This is a genomic window from Brevibacillus reuszeri, from assembly GCF_001187725.1.
Taxonomy (GTDB): domain Bacteria; phylum Bacillota; class Bacilli; order Brevibacillales; family Brevibacillaceae; genus Brevibacillus; species Brevibacillus reuszeri.
In genome coordinates, this window is sequence record NZ_LGIQ01000009.1 from 92,031 (window position 1) to 106,470 (window position 14,440).

At 45.6% G+C, this 14,440-nt stretch carries 15 protein-coding genes and 2 tRNA genes; 15 read left to right on the forward strand and 2 right to left on the reverse strand.

What is annotated here, in order from left to right; translation table 11 throughout:
- Positions 1 to 46 precede the first annotated feature (46 nt).
- The 4 genes from ADS79_RS14985 (at position 47) to ADS79_RS15000 (ending at position 3,834) form a co-directional block, all read left to right on the forward strand.
- Positions 47 to 955 (forward strand): hypothetical protein, encoded by a 909-nt coding sequence (locus ADS79_RS14985; RefSeq protein WP_049739247.1) that lies wholly within the window; start codon positions 47 to 49, stop codon positions 953 to 955.
- 77 nt (positions 956 to 1,032) lie between these two features.
- Positions 1,033 to 1,323 carry an antibiotic biosynthesis monooxygenase family protein gene (locus ADS79_RS14990; protein WP_049739248.1) on the forward strand — a complete coding sequence of 97 codons (291 nt, stop codon included), beginning with the start codon at positions 1,033 to 1,035 and terminating at the stop codon, positions 1,321 to 1,323.
- Between the two features lie 297 nt (positions 1,324 to 1,620).
- A complete protein-coding gene (locus ADS79_RS14995; protein ID WP_049739249.1) occupies positions 1,621 to 3,141 on the forward strand; it encodes a two-component system sensor histidine kinase NtrB in 1,521 nt (506 codons plus the stop codon).
- 195 nt (positions 3,142 to 3,336) lie between these two features.
- The gene (locus tag ADS79_RS15000) at positions 3,337 to 3,834 is read left to right on the forward strand and encodes a hypothetical protein (protein ID WP_174769650.1); all 498 of its coding nucleotides are present in this window, start codon (positions 3,337 to 3,339) and stop codon (positions 3,832 to 3,834) included.
- Positions 3,835 to 3,855: 21 nt separating this feature from the next.
- Here ADS79_RS15000 and ADS79_RS15005 read toward each other — a convergent pair whose 3' ends face one another.
- Both ADS79_RS15005 and ADS79_RS15010 read right to left on the reverse strand, forming a co-directional pair.
- Positions 3,856 to 4,542 (reverse strand): response regulator, encoded by a 687-nt coding sequence (locus tag ADS79_RS15005; RefSeq protein ID WP_049739250.1) that lies wholly within the window; start codon positions 4,540 to 4,542, stop codon positions 3,856 to 3,858.
- Positions 4,539 to 5,735: a sensor histidine kinase gene (locus ADS79_RS15010; RefSeq protein ID WP_049740999.1), complete on the reverse strand. Its 1,197-nt coding sequence runs from the start codon at positions 5,733 to 5,735 to the stop codon at positions 4,539 to 4,541. The genes ADS79_RS15005 and ADS79_RS15010 overlap by 4 nt, the downstream gene beginning before the upstream one ends.
- Before the next feature lie 214 nt (positions 5,736 to 5,949).
- Here ADS79_RS15010 and ADS79_RS15015 point away from each other — a divergent pair, with 214 nt between their 5' ends.
- The 11 genes from ADS79_RS15015 to ADS79_RS15065 all read left to right on the forward strand — a co-directional run bounded on the left by ADS79_RS15015 (position 5,950) and on the right by ADS79_RS15065 (position 14,412).
- On the forward strand, positions 5,950 to 6,336 hold the full coding sequence (locus ADS79_RS15015; protein ID WP_049739251.1) for a MarR family winged helix-turn-helix transcriptional regulator: 387 nt from the start codon (positions 5,950 to 5,952) through the stop codon (positions 6,334 to 6,336).
- Between the two features lie 78 nt (positions 6,337 to 6,414).
- Entirely contained in the window at positions 6,415 to 9,552 is a 3,138-nt protein-coding gene (locus tag ADS79_RS15020) for an efflux RND transporter permease subunit (RefSeq protein ID WP_049739252.1), read from the forward strand.
- A gap of 30 nt (positions 9,553 to 9,582) precedes the next feature.
- Positions 9,583 to 10,812, forward strand: coding sequence for an efflux RND transporter periplasmic adaptor subunit (locus tag ADS79_RS15025; RefSeq protein WP_049739253.1), 1,230 nt, complete (start codon positions 9,583 to 9,585; stop codon positions 10,810 to 10,812).
- Between the two features lie 253 nt (positions 10,813 to 11,065).
- Positions 11,066 to 11,776, forward strand: a complete 711-nt coding sequence (locus tag ADS79_RS15030; RefSeq protein ID WP_049739254.1) for a cytochrome c biogenesis CcdA family protein — start codon at positions 11,066 to 11,068, stop codon at positions 11,774 to 11,776.
- 23 nt (positions 11,777 to 11,799) lie between these two features.
- Positions 11,800 to 12,339: a TlpA family protein disulfide reductase gene (locus ADS79_RS15035; protein WP_049739255.1), complete on the forward strand. Its 540-nt coding sequence runs from the start codon at positions 11,800 to 11,802 to the stop codon at positions 12,337 to 12,339.
- Positions 12,340 to 12,501: 162 nt separating this feature from the next.
- Positions 12,502 to 12,699: a hypothetical protein gene (locus ADS79_RS36115; RefSeq protein WP_049739256.1), complete on the forward strand. Its 198-nt coding sequence runs from the start codon at positions 12,502 to 12,504 to the stop codon at positions 12,697 to 12,699.
- A 179-nt stretch (positions 12,700 to 12,878) separates the two neighbouring features.
- Positions 12,879 to 13,052: a YycC family protein gene (locus ADS79_RS15045; RefSeq protein WP_084766041.1), complete on the forward strand. Its 174-nt coding sequence runs from the start codon at positions 12,879 to 12,881 to the stop codon at positions 13,050 to 13,052.
- Positions 13,053 to 13,093: 41 nt separating this feature from the next.
- Entirely contained in the window at positions 13,094 to 13,660 is a 567-nt protein-coding gene (locus tag ADS79_RS15050) for a thioredoxin family protein (RefSeq protein WP_049739258.1), read from the forward strand.
- Positions 13,661 to 13,792: 132 nt separating this feature from the next.
- The gene (locus ADS79_RS15055; protein ID WP_049739259.1) at positions 13,793 to 14,104 is read left to right on the forward strand and encodes a hypothetical protein; all 312 of its coding nucleotides are present in this window, start codon (positions 13,793 to 13,795) and stop codon (positions 14,102 to 14,104) included.
- Between the two features lie 99 nt (positions 14,105 to 14,203).
- A tRNA-Tyr gene (locus ADS79_RS15060) sits at positions 14,204 to 14,288 on the forward strand.
- A 42-nt stretch (positions 14,289 to 14,330) separates the two neighbouring features.
- Positions 14,331 to 14,412 (forward strand) — tRNA-Leu (locus ADS79_RS15065).
- Positions 14,413 to 14,440 lie beyond the last annotated feature (28 nt).

The window sequence follows — 14,440 nt, forward strand, 5'->3', positions numbered from 1 at the left end:
AAAACACTACCCTCGGATGATTTGGCGACAAAAGGAGGTGGAGCCGATGAAAAATCGGATTTACCGAATCGGATATGAATGGGTAAGTAAACGTGAATTGCTAGAGAGGCTTTTACTGAAGGACTGCGTCTTAATTGAGCATAAACGGTTGCATCCAGCGCCTGATGATCAAGATACGGAAGTTCCTCCAGAGGAAGAGGAGCATGCTGTACTCATTCGTAGTCAGCGACGTCCTGGTGAATGGATAACCTTTAACGGGTTGTACGAGATTCGTTCTCGAGAACCCATACCGTGGATCGATTCTCCACTGGAGTATCATCAATTTGGCACAGAGCTGATTCCTGGAAACATTCGCAGGGAAAAAGCACCACAGGGTCGCATCCCAGCCCGGACGAAGCTGCAAGTTGCTGCAGTACGGCAGGATACCGTTTTCGTTACCGTACCTGGTCATCCTTCACGTCGATATGAGATGTCCTTGGCTCATGCCCGTTTTGCCAAAGACTATCCGACGGAATTGGAAATGACGCTGCAAGTATACGCTTTTCCTCCCAGACACGATATTTTTGTTGACTGGCTCTTAAAGGAAGGGCGTAAAACAGGGATTATTACACGGCCTAATCAGGAGAGAGTGGAGAAATCTGCTTTCCAGGTGTGGGATGAGCTGCGAAAAGAGTATGGGATCAGTGTAAGTGCCGCACTGCTCGCGATTAAGCAGGCACTCATCGTCTTGGATCGAGCTGGTGTCGAAACGGACTTTCCATACCCGGTACAGGAACGCTCTGACCTATCCCTGTTTAGCGATGCTGAGCGGGATGCCTTTTACTCCTTTCAATCAGTAAAATGTGCGATGGCAGCTGTAGCAGCTCTGCTTACGACTGACCCCAAAGATCCGTTGCAAGACATGCTGCTCATGGATATTATGCTCGAACAGCAAAGGAACCGCAGACGAGAGTAATGCGTCTGTGGTTTTTTGTTTTCCCTCCAGTAAGTTGTATAATGAGAGAGTAAGACATTGGAAGGGACGTGACAAGAATGTACGTATCAATGAACAGACTGACAGTACCAGCAGATTATCAATCACACTTGGAGCGAGCTTTTGGTGGGGGCGGAGAGCGGATGAAGGAAGTGCCGGGTTTCCTGGAGTTCCTTTTCCTTGCACCAACAGAAGGTGATGAGTACATCGTTTTTACCAAGTGGACAGATGAAGCAGCATTCAAGGCTTGGACAGAGAGTGAAGCATTCAAGCGTGCTCACGCGGGAACCAACCAAAACAGCCCTGTAAAATCAGACCTGCGCAACTACTCAGTGAAAGCACATTCGTAAAGAAGTTGGCACTTGTCCCTTGTGAGCGGGCAGGTGCCTTATTCGTACAGGCTTTTACGTGCGATAATTGAAGAATAACATTTTTTAACATTTCTTCGCGCAGTCATGATATGATTAGAAGAGAAAACGGAAGCGCTTTCTAGCTCATTTTCAAAACATAGTAGGGCACGATCTTCTTTTGATCCCGTCGAGCCACTTTACTTCTTGTTGTATTTACGCCCATAATAGAAGCAATACGATTACATACTTGGAAGAAAAAGCCTCATTGAAGCAAGATGAAAAAGGAGCCAGAGTGATTTGAAAAATCGAATACGAATGTATCTTACTCATTTGGCGTCTTCGATCGCAATAAAAACATGCTCTTGTCTTTCTGATGATTCGGATTACTCTGAATTGATTCTGGAGCAACGTGAAAATACCGAGGCGCTACTCGTTCAACTCATTCACAGATTGGCTGACATTGTGGAAACTGAGGATATCACCTCTTTGGATCAAGAATATAACAATTTTTCTCATGGGTGCTTCTCTGGTGATGTCCAGCTGACGTGTGTATTGAAAAGCATTCGGACATGTAGGGACATCATTGTTGAACATTTAAACAGGGATTACGCTAAATTCGTGCAATCGGATTTAGAGCAAAAGGATTTTCTCGCCATTTTGCTGATAGTATATAGAGCGGCAGATCATTTGATGGAGCAAATCGAGCACGCCTTCCATCAGTTGACCCAAAAGCAAGCTCATGAGCGGACATCATCCTTAACGTGGGAAGATCAGGATAGCCATGTAGTAGCGGAACAGGAGCTGGTTCAGCTTGTGCTGCAATCAAACGATATTGCTGTCTTAATGATCAATCGTGACATGATTGTCATCGAAGCAAATTACGCGCTGACACAGCTGTTAGGCGTAGAGCGGGAGCAAGTGATTGGTAAAAATATTGATGCCGCTTTTCGTCCTCATGATAGCGAACGATTTATTCAGTGGGTGGTGGAAAAAGGCCAATCTGGACATTATGTAAATGAGTACAATGGAAAATGGACAACAGTGAGCACAAGTCCCATTCATTATAAAGACGAGCTTTGGGGCGCAATTGCTGTGCTGAGAAACGTAACAGAGAGCAAAAGGTATGAAGAAGAGCTAAGTAAGCGCGAGGCGCTGGCAGCGGTTGGTCAATTGGCAGCAGGAATGGCCCATGAAATTCGGAACCCGCTGACATCAATCAAAGGATTCATACAATTATTAAGAGAACAGGGTACGTCAAGTCGGAATGATTCTTATTTTTCTGTCATTTTAACTGAAATTGAAAGAATAGATGGTTTGTTAAATGATGTTCTCGTATTAGCACGTTATAGAGATGATAATATCGTTTCCGAGCGTTTTTTAGTGCTGGATGAATTAAATGGCGTATTGCGCTTGCTAGAGCCAGAGGCAAATCGGCGCGGGATAAATTTGGAGCTGCGAATTGCCCACGGCGAGTGGTATGTATACGGACAACGCCCGCGGATTAAGCAAGCGATTTTAAACATCATGAAAAACTCATTTGAAGCATTGCTAGCGCGTGGGAATCTCGTTTTGGTAACCGTGTTTTCTTCCATTAATGAAGTGGTGATTACCGTGGAGGATAATGGCCCAGGACTCTCTGATGTCAGCAAGCAAAACCTGTTTGTCCCTTTCTATACAACGAAGCAAGAAGGAACGGGATTGGGTCTGTCTACTACTCAAAGGATTATTGTCGATCACGGTGGAGAAATTTTTGCAGACAATTCTCCGAAATTACAAGGGGCACGTTTTGAAATACGCTTACCGTTAGCCAGGCCCTGATTGCACAACAGTGAATGGTATGGATAAGTCTTAAGACGGAACGAGGGGCCGTCTTTTTTTCTATTCCATGTAGGAGAATGGTCACAAGCTAGAAAAAGTTGCAAGTCTTTCGAATCAATCTTTTTGTAACTTCTTGTCAAAGACTGTCGTCCAGTGGAATAATTTACAAAAAGGCTGAACGGGAGTTGAACAGCAGTGATCCGCTTGCTAAAAAAAGGAGAAAAGGAGTGGCAATTTTGGGAAGCTTGGTATGAAGAAAAGGAGCAGCATTACGCGATTCATTGTGGAATAGTGGGCGTAAGAGGGGGGCAGTATAACGTGCTCACGGATCATGCAGGCGAGTACCAGCACAGCTTGCAGGAATGGGTTAATGAGATGAAGGAAGAAGGATATCTGGAGGTTACAAAGGATGATTTGCAGTGTTTGCACGTTCAGTTCGCGCACTTGCATGCAGAGGATATCGAAATGAGGTATCACATCGAGCAAATTTTGGACGAATGTCTGGGGACAACAGGGAATGGTCATTGCAATGGAGGCGATGATAGCAGAGGAGGACTTGTTGTCATGTGTCACGTTCTTCAAATCGATCAAGCAGTGGTCGACGTCGTTCAAGCCCTCCGAGAAAAATCATTAGCAGATGGAGTTTGTTTGTTCACCATAGATGCAGATCATACTTGTACGGTACTTACATAGAGCACACAAATAATAGTCGAACTATTTTACCAATTGATGCCTTAGCGCCTTGGCAACTGCTTGTGTACGATCTTCGACACCCATTTTTTGTAAAATGCGATGGACATGAGTCTTTACGGTTCCTTCTGAAATAAACAGGTTTTGGGCAATTTGGTCATTTCGATACCCGTAGGCGATTTGCTGCAGGACATCGAGTTCCCGCTCGGTCAGATCGTCTAATAAAACAGGAGGAGTGCTGCTAGAATCTGGTACAGCAGTGCGCTGTGCTTGCAGAGCTTCCGCAAGAGCTTTGGCTGCTGTGACCGTATGAAATAAAGCCTCCCCTTGATAGGCGCGACGAATGAGATCAAGCATTTCTTGTGAATCTGCATCCTTGAGCATATAGCCAACAGCGCCTGCGCGGATTCCGTCCACCACATAATTGTGGTTGTCAAAGGTCGTAAGGATGAGGACCTTTACACTCGGGTGGAGAAGCATGATTTCCCGCGTTGCATCAATCCCGGATTTATTGGGCATCTGCACATCCATTAAGACAACGTCTGGAGAGAGGACGCCGACCAGCTTGATGGCCTCGTTCCCGTCGGATGCTTCACCAATTACCTCCATGTCTGGTTGCATTTGTATGACATATCCAAGCCCTTGGCGAATCATTTTCTGGTCATCAACGAGGACCACACGAATGGTTTTGGATTGTGATGTTGCCGTCATGCTCGCATGCTCCTTTCTACACGTTCTGATTGCTCGAGTGGAATTACTACATCTAATTGGAATCCGTGTGGCTCACGGACAAAATAGGCTAGGCTGCCGTTCAATTGGCGAATACGTTCCGAGATCCCATTTAAGCCAAAGCCAGGCTTGATGGTGGTACCCCGCGCAATATTTCCGTCATCTCGGACGGAGAGAAACAGAGATTCGTTGCGCTTCTCGATCACTACCTGGATTTCTTTTGCATTCGAATGTCGCAAGGAATTTGTAACCGCTTCCTGTAAAATCCGGTAAAAAGTAATGGTCATTTCTTGGGACAAATGAACTTCTTGATCGGATGAAATGAGTTCCATTTTGATGCCGGTATGCTTTTCAGCTTGGGACAAAAGGGCTCGAAGGGGAGTTAATCCCATCGAGGTTTTGTCCATCGCCAATGTGTGCACAGAAGAGCGAATTTCCTCGAGGCTTTGCTTTGCGACGCCGAGCATATTGCGAACTGCTTCCTGCGCATGCTCAGGACCATCCTGCAGCATGTATTTCAATGCATGGAGCTGCACAATGAGAGAGGTGAGGCTATGTCCCAACGCATCATGGATGTCACGCGCGATTCTCGTACGCTCTTCCAAAACAGCCACTTGCAGTGTATGAAGAGTAGCCTCCTGCAATTGATCATGGGCCTCCTGCAGCTCTTTATGTGTTTTTTGCAGCTCTTCAAGATGCGTCTGGTTCGTTTTGTATGCTTCATTTTGTATACGATATCCCCTTGCACCGATGTAACAACCGATAAAGGTAAGCAGAAAGGGGATAATGTGCGTAACTTTTAGCTTTTCATCAAAGTACAACAGCAGAGTCGTGATGGCACAAAAAAAAGTAGCATAAGCCAAGGAGCGTCGCCCGTCAATATGAAAACCGATAAATACAGCCAGAGGAATAATCATCCCATAGCCGTCTCCTCCGGACCAAATCCCTTTTGCAATAGACAAGGAACCGAGGAAGACCGTCACTAGTTCAAACTGGTAAGGCTTCCATTTCCTTTTCGACATCCAAAAGACGACAATATATAAAAAGCATAGTACAATCGTAATAGAAAATTGCAAAGGAGACTCGCGCATAAATGCGTCTGGTAATAATGCTAGCACAATTAATACAGAAAACCAGATGATCAGTAAACGTTTTTGAATAGCTTTAACGCTCATTTTCAGCAAAGAGATAGCCCTCTTTCTCCAGCAGTTGTTCGCTTAGTTTCATTTTAGCATGGGGTGTCGTCTATCTCCAGATAGATGCCTCTCTTGTTGAAATCATCCAACCGATAGACTTTTCCTTTTGCTACTATAGGTAAAATAAAAAAGGCAAATGAGCGAAATGTAAGGATGGGTCTGTGGTCATGAGTGAATGCAAGGGGAGGCTTTCATGAGAGAACTGATTCAGCTGGCAAAGCTTCAGAGGGAAGCGAATGCCTTGTTTTCACTGCTTTCAAAGAAGGTTTTGGACACGGAGGAGGTTACCTGGCAGCAGGTTCTGATATTGGAACATATCGGAGACGGTCCAAAAACGATGGGAGACATAAGCAAGGCAGTCGATCTTTCGTACAGTACAACTTCTGGGTTGATCAACAGGCTGGAGCAGGAGAAACTGGTGCGCAGGTTTCGAGATAAAACAGATCGCAGAATTGTCTGGGTTTCGTTAACCGACCGCATATTTGACTGGGAGGGGATGGAGTTGGATGATCCTCAAGTAATCTCATCTCTTCATGCTTTACATGAGTCGTTCTCGCAAAAGAAAGAACTAACTAGCTGATTCAATAAGCAGCTAAGGCTTTGTCTTGTTTTTTGATTACAGATAAAGCCAAGTTTTCTAAAAGAAGAGGTGAGTGGATTGAATTTTTCAGAACTGTCGATTAAACGGCCAGTCACAATGATCATGCTGACCTTGGCTATGGTTATTTTTGGCTTCGTTTCTCTCCCTCGCTTGGCGATCGATTTGATGCCGGAGCTGAATTTCCCGGTAGCCGTCGTTGTTACATCTGTTGACGGCGGATCTCCGAGTGAAGTAGAAAAACTGGTGACGAAGCCGATTGAGAATGCACTGGGGACGGTATCGGATCTGGACAGCATTTCCTCCGTTTCGATTGAAGGTGCCTCACAGGTTATCCTCATGTTTAAATGGGGAACCGATTTAGACCAGGCAACTCTCAATATTCGTGAAAAAGTGGATCAGGTCCGAGGAGCATTGCCTGATTCAGCAAGAGCGCCACGCGTTCTGCGTATTGATCCAAACAGTCAACCGATTATTCAGTTTGCTGTAACAGGTGAACAGGATATCAACCGATTAAAAGAATTGACTGAGGATTTGATCCAATCCCGTTTGGAACGTATTGATGGGGTAGCTGCTGCTTCGATCAGTGGCGGACAGGATCGTGTCGTAAATATCGTAGTGGATCCAGCCAAGCTGTCTGCGTATGGCCTTTCACTTGACCAGCTTCAACAAGCTCTGTCCAGCAGTAACCTTTCTGGCTCAGCTGGGGCTGTTCGTGAAGGGGACGAAAAGCTGAATATCCGCGTACAAGGTGAATTTGCAAGTGTTGATCAAATCGCTTTGACCCCCATTAATGTTGGCGGGAATTCGATTCGTCTCAGCGATGTGGCAGATGTACAAGACACGCGTGAAGCTATTACGCAGCTCAGTTATGTAAATGGTAAGCCGAGCTTGGGGGTTTCTATCACCAAAGCGTCCGGCGGAAATACGATTGAAGTAGCTGACGGAGTGAAAAAAGAACTGGAGAAGATCAAGAAGGATCTGCCAAATAATATGCAGATTACAACCACGCTTGATACTTCTACCTATATTAAAGATTCGATCTATACAACGGCTGAGCATGCCCTCTTGGGTGGTTTGGTCGGTGTGATCTTGCTGTTTTTCTTCTTGGGTAGTTTGCAATCCATGCTGATTGCGATTATTGTACTGCCTGTTTCCATCATTGCAACATTCCTTTTGATGTACATGACGGGACAAACGATCAACTTGATTTCACTTTCTGGTTTGACGTTAGGTCTGGGATCACTGATTGACTTCGCGGTCGTTATGCTGGAGAATATTTTCCGCCAGCGCGAACAGGGCAAGGGCATGATGGAAGCTGCTTTGGTCGGTTCCAAAGAAGTAGGAACAGCCGTTATGGCGTCCGCACTGGCGCAAATTTGCGTATTCTTGCCGATTGCATTGACAGAAGGGATCGCATCCGAACTGTTTGGACCTTTGGCGCTCACGGTTGTATACTCCCATATCGCGGCGCTGGTGTTCTCGATCTTGCTGGTACCGATGCTCAGCTCACGCATTTTGAAAAAGGTACCTAGTCATACCAATCATGAAAATTACAAAGGGATCAACCCGGTAACCTGGTTTAACATCGGGTTCAGCAAAGTAGAAAAAGGCTATCACAGACTGCTGAAATGGTCACTAGGACATCGTAAAACCGTAATGGCTTCTGCAGTCATTATGATGATCGGTTCCTTGATGCTAATTCCGATGATTGGTGCCGAATTCATTCCAAGCATGGACCAGGGACAAATTTCCGTCTCGATTAAAATGCCGAATGGTACGGTATTAGCGGAAACAGAAAAGGTAGCAAAGCAGGTTGAAGAAATCGTTAACAAGGTTCCTGAGAAAGACATTGTCTCCACCTCGATCGGTAGCAATGGTTCACCAATCGCGAGTACTCTGTCTTCAAACCAGGCAAACATTACATTGAAATTGGTTGACGTGACCAAACGGACGCGCTCATCTGATGAGGTCGTAATGGATTTGCAAAAACAAATGGAGCCAATCGCAGGTCCTGAAATTAAAGTAAGCGCTGCGCAAGGCATGTCCACCGGGTCACCAATTGAAATGACTGTTCGCGGGGATGACCTGGATGTTCTGAAAGACATCAGCGGCATCATGAAGGGTGAAGTAGAAAGTGTTCCTGGAACGGCGAACGTTACGACCAGTTTGGAAGAATCCAGACAAGAATTTGAAGTGAGGGTAAACGCTGAGAAAGCAAGCCTGTACGGATTGTCTACAGGACAAATTCTCTCGAGTGTACGTACATCCTTCCAAGGTCAAACTGTAACGAAGTATCGTACGGGTGACGATGAGATTGACATTAAACTCAAACTGCCTGAAAATTATCAGGAAGATATCAACTACTTGAACAACTTGCGTATTTCCACACCAGGTGGTGCGCAAATTGCACTAAGCTCAGTTGCAACAATCAGTCGAGTAGACGTACCACTGACGATCAATCGTTCTAACTTGACACGTGAGGTAAAAATTACCAGCGACCTAGCGGGACGCGATCTTAACTCTGTATCCAAGGAGATTCAGGGCAAAATCGATAAATTAAATCTTCCAGATGGTTACAAGGTTGATTTTGGTGGACAAAGTGAGGATATGGCCGAATCATTTGGTAGTCTCGGTCTGGCAATTATCCTCTCGGTAGTTTTGTTGTACATGGTAATGGCTGCACAGTTTGAATCTCTCTACAGTCCATTTATCATTATGTTCTCGGTTCCTCCTACCATCACAGGCGTACTCTTGGGACTGCTCGTGACTGGAACGACCATCAGCGTATCAGTGTTTATCGGATACATTTTATTGATTGGTCTCGTCGTGAATAACGCGATCGTTCTGATTGACTATGTGAACCAATTACGTGCAAAAGGCTGGGAACTGCACGACGCGATTCTTCATGCTGGACCGATTCGTCTTCGTCCGATTTTGATGACGACTCTTACTACGATTCTAGCGATTGGACCACTCGCGTTTGCAGGCGGTTCCGGTACAGAGACACAAGCACCTATGGCTGTCACCGTTATTTTTGGTCTGAGCTTCGCTACCTTGATTACGTTGGTACTGGTGCCAGTAGTAGCTTCGTGGTTTGATGATATGGGTAAGAAATCTCGTATGAGAAAGCAAAAAAGGAAAGAGAAAAAAGCTGAGAAAAAAGCAAAGAAAATCGCTCCCGCTTTGGAATCATAAGACGTTTGTGGGATGAGGAGGGACAGTTTAATGAACATCAGTAAAAAACCCGTCATACTGGCGTTACTCGCAATTACGTTAGTGGCAGGGTGCTCCAGCCCGCAAGCGGCAACCCCGCCTACGGAAAATGTGGAGACCGTCACGCCTGTGCAGGTAGAAACAGTCAAGACCGGATCGGTAAGCTCAGAAGCAGGAATCAGTGCCAAGCTGGCGCCAAGTGAGGAAGTTCAAGTAGCTCCGAAAATGGGTGGCAAGATCACCGCACTGCCTGTGAAACTTGGACAATATGTAGAAAAAGGTCAATTGCTGTTTAAACTGGACGAAACTGAATTGCAAAATTCGGTAAGACAGGCAGAAGCTGGGCTTCGTGTAGCGCAAGCGAATCTGAACCAAACAGGCAGCAGCTCAGATCAGGGGCTGGTTCAAGCGAAAAATAGCCTGAAACAGGCAGAAACATCATTGGCAGATGCCAAAGTGAACCAGCAACGCATGCAACAATTATTTAACCAGGGTGCTATTTCCGCTCAACAAATGGAGCAGGCAAATTCTCAGCTGACCACTGCACAGACCTCGTACGAAAATGCCCAGCAGTCTTTACAGGCTGCTCAGCAAAAAACAGGTGTGCAAGTCTCCGAGGCTTCGGTTAACCAGTCGGCTGTAAGCTTGGCAAACGCACGCGAGCAGTTGGCAAATGCAACGGTAACTGCTCCGATTAGCGGCTTCGTTTCCAGCGTCAATGGTGCTGTTGGACAAATGTCCGGACAATCACCCGTTGTCGTAATCGTGAACACGAACCCACTCTTGGTAAAAGCCAACCTGTCTGAGGCAGATATTACAAAAGTAAAGGTTGGAACAGTAGTAAAAGTGAACGTACAATCTACCGATAAAATGATCGAGGCGAAAGTAACAGCGGTTAGTCCCGTTATGGATTCCCAGCTAAAGGCTTATCCGATCGAAATTTCCATTCCTAACCCATCTAATGAGTTGAAGTCGGATATGGTAGTCAATGTAACGTTCCCATCTGCAACATCCGAAGCAAGCAATACGATCGTGATTTCGCGCAAAGCGGTCTTTGACCGTGACGGCAAGCGTTTCGTCTTCAAGCTGGAGGGAGAAACCGCCAAGCTGACAGAGGTAACTACAGGCAAATCTTCTAGTGATTTGATCGAAGTTACAAATGGATTGGCTGCAGGGGATCAGGTTGTGGTAAAAGGTCAAACGCTCTTGCAGGATGGAAGCAAGACATCCATTCAAAAATAAGCAAATTGGCCATGTCGAATACAGGAAAAGAGGCGGATATCTTTGTCCGCCTCTTTTTTTATTGCTTTTTGAATTGCGAATGGTAAAAAAGGGAGAAAAGATGTACTTCATCGACATGTTTGGTTACATAATAAAAGTTACGTTAACTCAAATGTCACGGATTTAAGACAAAGTGTCTGCGCTACTTTTGAAGTAAGGCAAGTTTCGTTACAATAAGGAATATAGTGGATGAAACAATACGTCGGAGGTAATTATGACTGGAAACCTTTCTGTTTTCCTGGCCTTTGCAGCGGGCTTTCTCTCGTTTATCTCCCCATGCTGCTTGCCGTTGTACCCTTCTTTCTTGTCATACATCACAGGAGTGACCGTTGATGAAGTAAAAAAGGGAAGAGCCGTTTTTCAGAAGCAAGCTCTCTTACATACGTTGTTTTTTATTGTTGGTTTTTCCATTATCTTTATTGCTTTAGGTTTGTCGACCTCATGGATTGGCAGCTTGTTCGTCAATCAAAAGGACTTGATTCGCCAGCTTGGGGGTATTTTGCTCGTCATTATCGGCCTGGTCATGCTGCAAGTATTTAAAATGGACTGGATGATGCGGTCGTTCAAGGTCGATTTAAAATCTCGTCCATTGGGGTATACTGGGTCCATACTGGTTGGAATGACCTATGCTGCTGGCTGGACACCTTGTGTGGGTCCTATTCTGTCCGGAATCATTGTTATGGGAGTAACTGATCCATCGCGTGCATTGACTTACACGCTTGCGTACACACTAGGCTTTGCGATTCCGTTTTTTGTGATGACGTTTTTCATCAGCAAGATCAGTGCGATCGTCAAGTATTCGGATCAATTCATGAAGGTTGGCGGAGGCATCATGATTTTGTTTGGTGTGCTTTTGTACACTGACAAATTGACGGATATCACTCGTGTCTTAATTCAATTGTTCGGCGGCTTTACCGGATTTTAAGCAAGTACAGCAGAGGTGACGACATGAAAAAACTGTTGCTGGCGGCGCTGATTGTTGTGGGGGTCGGATATGCAATCTGGAATCAACCACATGAATCTGTGGCAGTCGTAGCAGACGTTCAGAAGCCAGAGGTAGGGTTTGTAGCGCCTCATTTTACGCTCACCGGGTTAGACAACCAAACGTACAAAGTAGAGGGCAAGCGAAACAAGCCTGTGATGGTGAACTTTTGGGCTTCCTGGTGTGGTCCGTGTCGCATGGAAGCTCCTGATTTGCAGAAGATCTATGAAAAATACGGTGGACAGGTTGATCTGTATGGGGTCAACGTGACGAGTAATGATAGCCCAGAAGCAGCAATGGCTTTTGTCCAATCGTATAAGCTAACGTTCCCAATCCCGATGGATGTGGCAGGGACGGTTTCAAACCGGTATTTGGTCCAGGCATTTCCTACCACGTATCTGATTGACACGAACGGAGTCATTCGCAAAAAAATTATCGGGATGATCGATGCTTCTACTTTGGAGCTCGAGCTGCGTAAGCTGTTATCGGAAAAGCCCGCTTCATAAAAGCAAAAAGTCGCCGGTTGATGTGCCGTGCGGCTTTTTTTTTGTGTTTGAACAAGGCCCATTTTCTGTTTGGAACGGGGTTTTGTATGTTTGCCTAAAGAGCGGGGTTCCTCTCCTTCATAGACTGGATTGAACCAGGGCATAGGGAGGGGAACAGTACGGATGGCCAAGTCAAAAAAGTCGAAAAAGAAAAATACGAAGCAGCATCCAAATCAACAAAATCTAAAAATCGTGACATCATCTACCTGTCAGGTTTGCAAGCAACAATGTGCTCGGGGGTTGGCGTATCTGGAGCAAATGTCCCAGCCCGGTAAAATCGGATTCGGCGTTCCTTGTATCCTTACCAAAAAACAAACATAGCATTAGAATCGGGAAGAAGGGTATGCCCGACAGCACCGAATAATCTCTCTGGCGATCGGATTAGAGAGATTATTCTTTTTGTATGCAGGGGCAACCGATATTCAGTACGGTTCTATGGCGGGTTTTTGGACCATGTATTATACTGGAGAGACGGAATTTTGAATGAAAGGAGCAAACTCGTGCGCCCATTACAAATTTCACCCGATACGGCTGTAAAGCTGGCAGAAGCACTTAATGTCCCATTGGAGCGTCTTATGCACATGCCACAGCACATTCTTTTGCAAAAAATGATGGAGCTTGCCAAAGAAGAGCAAGAAGATGCCAAAGATACTACACCAGACAAGCAAGACTAACCTGGGAGTAACAGAAGAAAACATACATAGGAGGCTGGCTTATGTCAAAGAACGTCGCTCATAAATTTCGGACTGGTTTAAAACCACAAGCTTTTGTGGAGGGTATGACCAAAAATCAGGAAGCGTACCAGAAATGGTCGGAAGCGTTTACGTGGACGAACGAAGCGGATCGCGAATTTTTCGCATCTCTTGCACATCGTGATGATCTGCGTTGCCTGATCCTGGCTGCAGAGTGGTGCGGAGACGTTATACGAAATCTGCCAGTCGTGCTGCATACATTGAAAGATACTGAGATGCCAATTGAGATTTTGGTTATGGAAGATCATTTGGACCTGATGGACGAATTTTTGACCATGGGTGGTCGTGCGATTCCAGTCGTCATTTTTGCTGATACTGGCGGACATGTGCTTGCCCAATGGGGACCGCGTCCAAAGCATGTACAGGAAGTCATGATCGCGTTCAAACAACAAAATCCAGATCGCAATGCGCCTGATTACGACGAAAAAATCAAGATAGCACGTACTGAAATGCTGGAGAAATACGGCGATGGCCCTGGCTATCAAGCTGTGATTGTAAGTGAATTACGCGAATTGCTTTCCTCGATCTAATAGCAGCAGAGGAGTGGGCGGAGCTGAGTCTCCGTCCGTTTTCTTGAAATGATGCTATGGTACAAGGATGACGTAACCAGTACGAAAAAGAAGTGGTTATACTTCAAGTTTTGAAAAGAAAGGCTGAGAAATGTGCATTACTATGGCAATGAAACAATCATGTCCCTGGAGCAAGTACTCCGGTTGAAACCATCTGAGGTCCGCATTTTGGAATGGGTACGAACGTATGAATTTTTGGAGAATAGCTTTGGCATTGATGAGTCTGTGCCCTACTTTCTAGAGATCAAATTGGAGGTAGAGGGTGTGCGAATCAGGAAAAACCGGATTTTGGAGTTCCCGGAATTTTCCTGTGAAGAGGAACGCAGTTTTGCTGATGTTGAGCAAGCGATAAAAGTCTTTCATGAATGGGCGCAGCAGATTTTGAGTAAACGAGAAGGCGAATAGAGAAAAAGGATTGACTTGAATAGCCAATCATGATAAATTAGTACACGTCACTTCTCATTGCAGGACATGCATGGGAACTCGACGTAGCATGATTAGCTTGGGGAGATAGTGAAGTGGCTAAACACGGCAGACTGTAAATCTGCTCCCTCCGGGTTCGGCGGTTCGAATCCGTCTCTCCCCACCATTGATTTTCTATGAAAATTGTGCTAGACTAGTTTTACAAAATGCCGGTGTGGCGGAATGGCAGACGCGCGCGACTCAAAATCGTGAGGGAAACCGTGGGGGTTCAAGTCCCTTCACCGGCACCATACTATACAAGAGATGGCTCATTAGATC

Excerpts from the sequence above, each read along its gene's own strand:
- ADS79_RS15030 (WP_049739254.1), top strand. The coding sequence starts at position 11,066 with ATGACTGGAAACCTTTCTGTTTTCCTGGCCTTTGCAGCGGGCTTTCTC.
- ADS79_RS36115 (WP_049739256.1), top strand. The coding sequence starts at position 12,502 with ATGGCCAAGTCAAAAAAGTCGAAAAAGAAAAATACGAAGCAGCATCCA.
- ADS79_RS14985 (WP_049739247.1), top strand. The coding sequence starts at position 47 with ATGAAAAATCGGATTTACCGAATCGGATATGAATGGGTAAGTAAACGT.
- ADS79_RS15025 (WP_049739253.1), top strand. The coding sequence starts at position 9,583 with ATGAACATCAGTAAAAAACCCGTCATACTGGCGTTACTCGCAATTACG.
- ADS79_RS15050 (WP_049739258.1), top strand. The coding sequence starts at position 13,094 with ATGTCAAAGAACGTCGCTCATAAATTTCGGACTGGTTTAAAACCACAA.
- ADS79_RS15005 (WP_049739250.1), bottom strand. The coding sequence starts at position 4,542 with ATGACGGCAACATCACAATCCAAAACCATTCGTGTGGTCCTCGTTGAT.
- ADS79_RS14990 (WP_049739248.1), top strand. The coding sequence starts at position 1,033 with ATGTACGTATCAATGAACAGACTGACAGTACCAGCAGATTATCAATCA.
- ADS79_RS15035 (WP_049739255.1), top strand. The coding sequence starts at position 11,800 with ATGAAAAAACTGTTGCTGGCGGCGCTGATTGTTGTGGGGGTCGGATAT.
- ADS79_RS15010 (WP_049740999.1), bottom strand. The coding sequence starts at position 5,735 with ATGAGCGTTAAAGCTATTCAAAAACGTTTACTGATCATCTGGTTTTCT.
- ADS79_RS15015 (WP_049739251.1), top strand. The coding sequence starts at position 5,950 with ATGAGAGAACTGATTCAGCTGGCAAAGCTTCAGAGGGAAGCGAATGCC.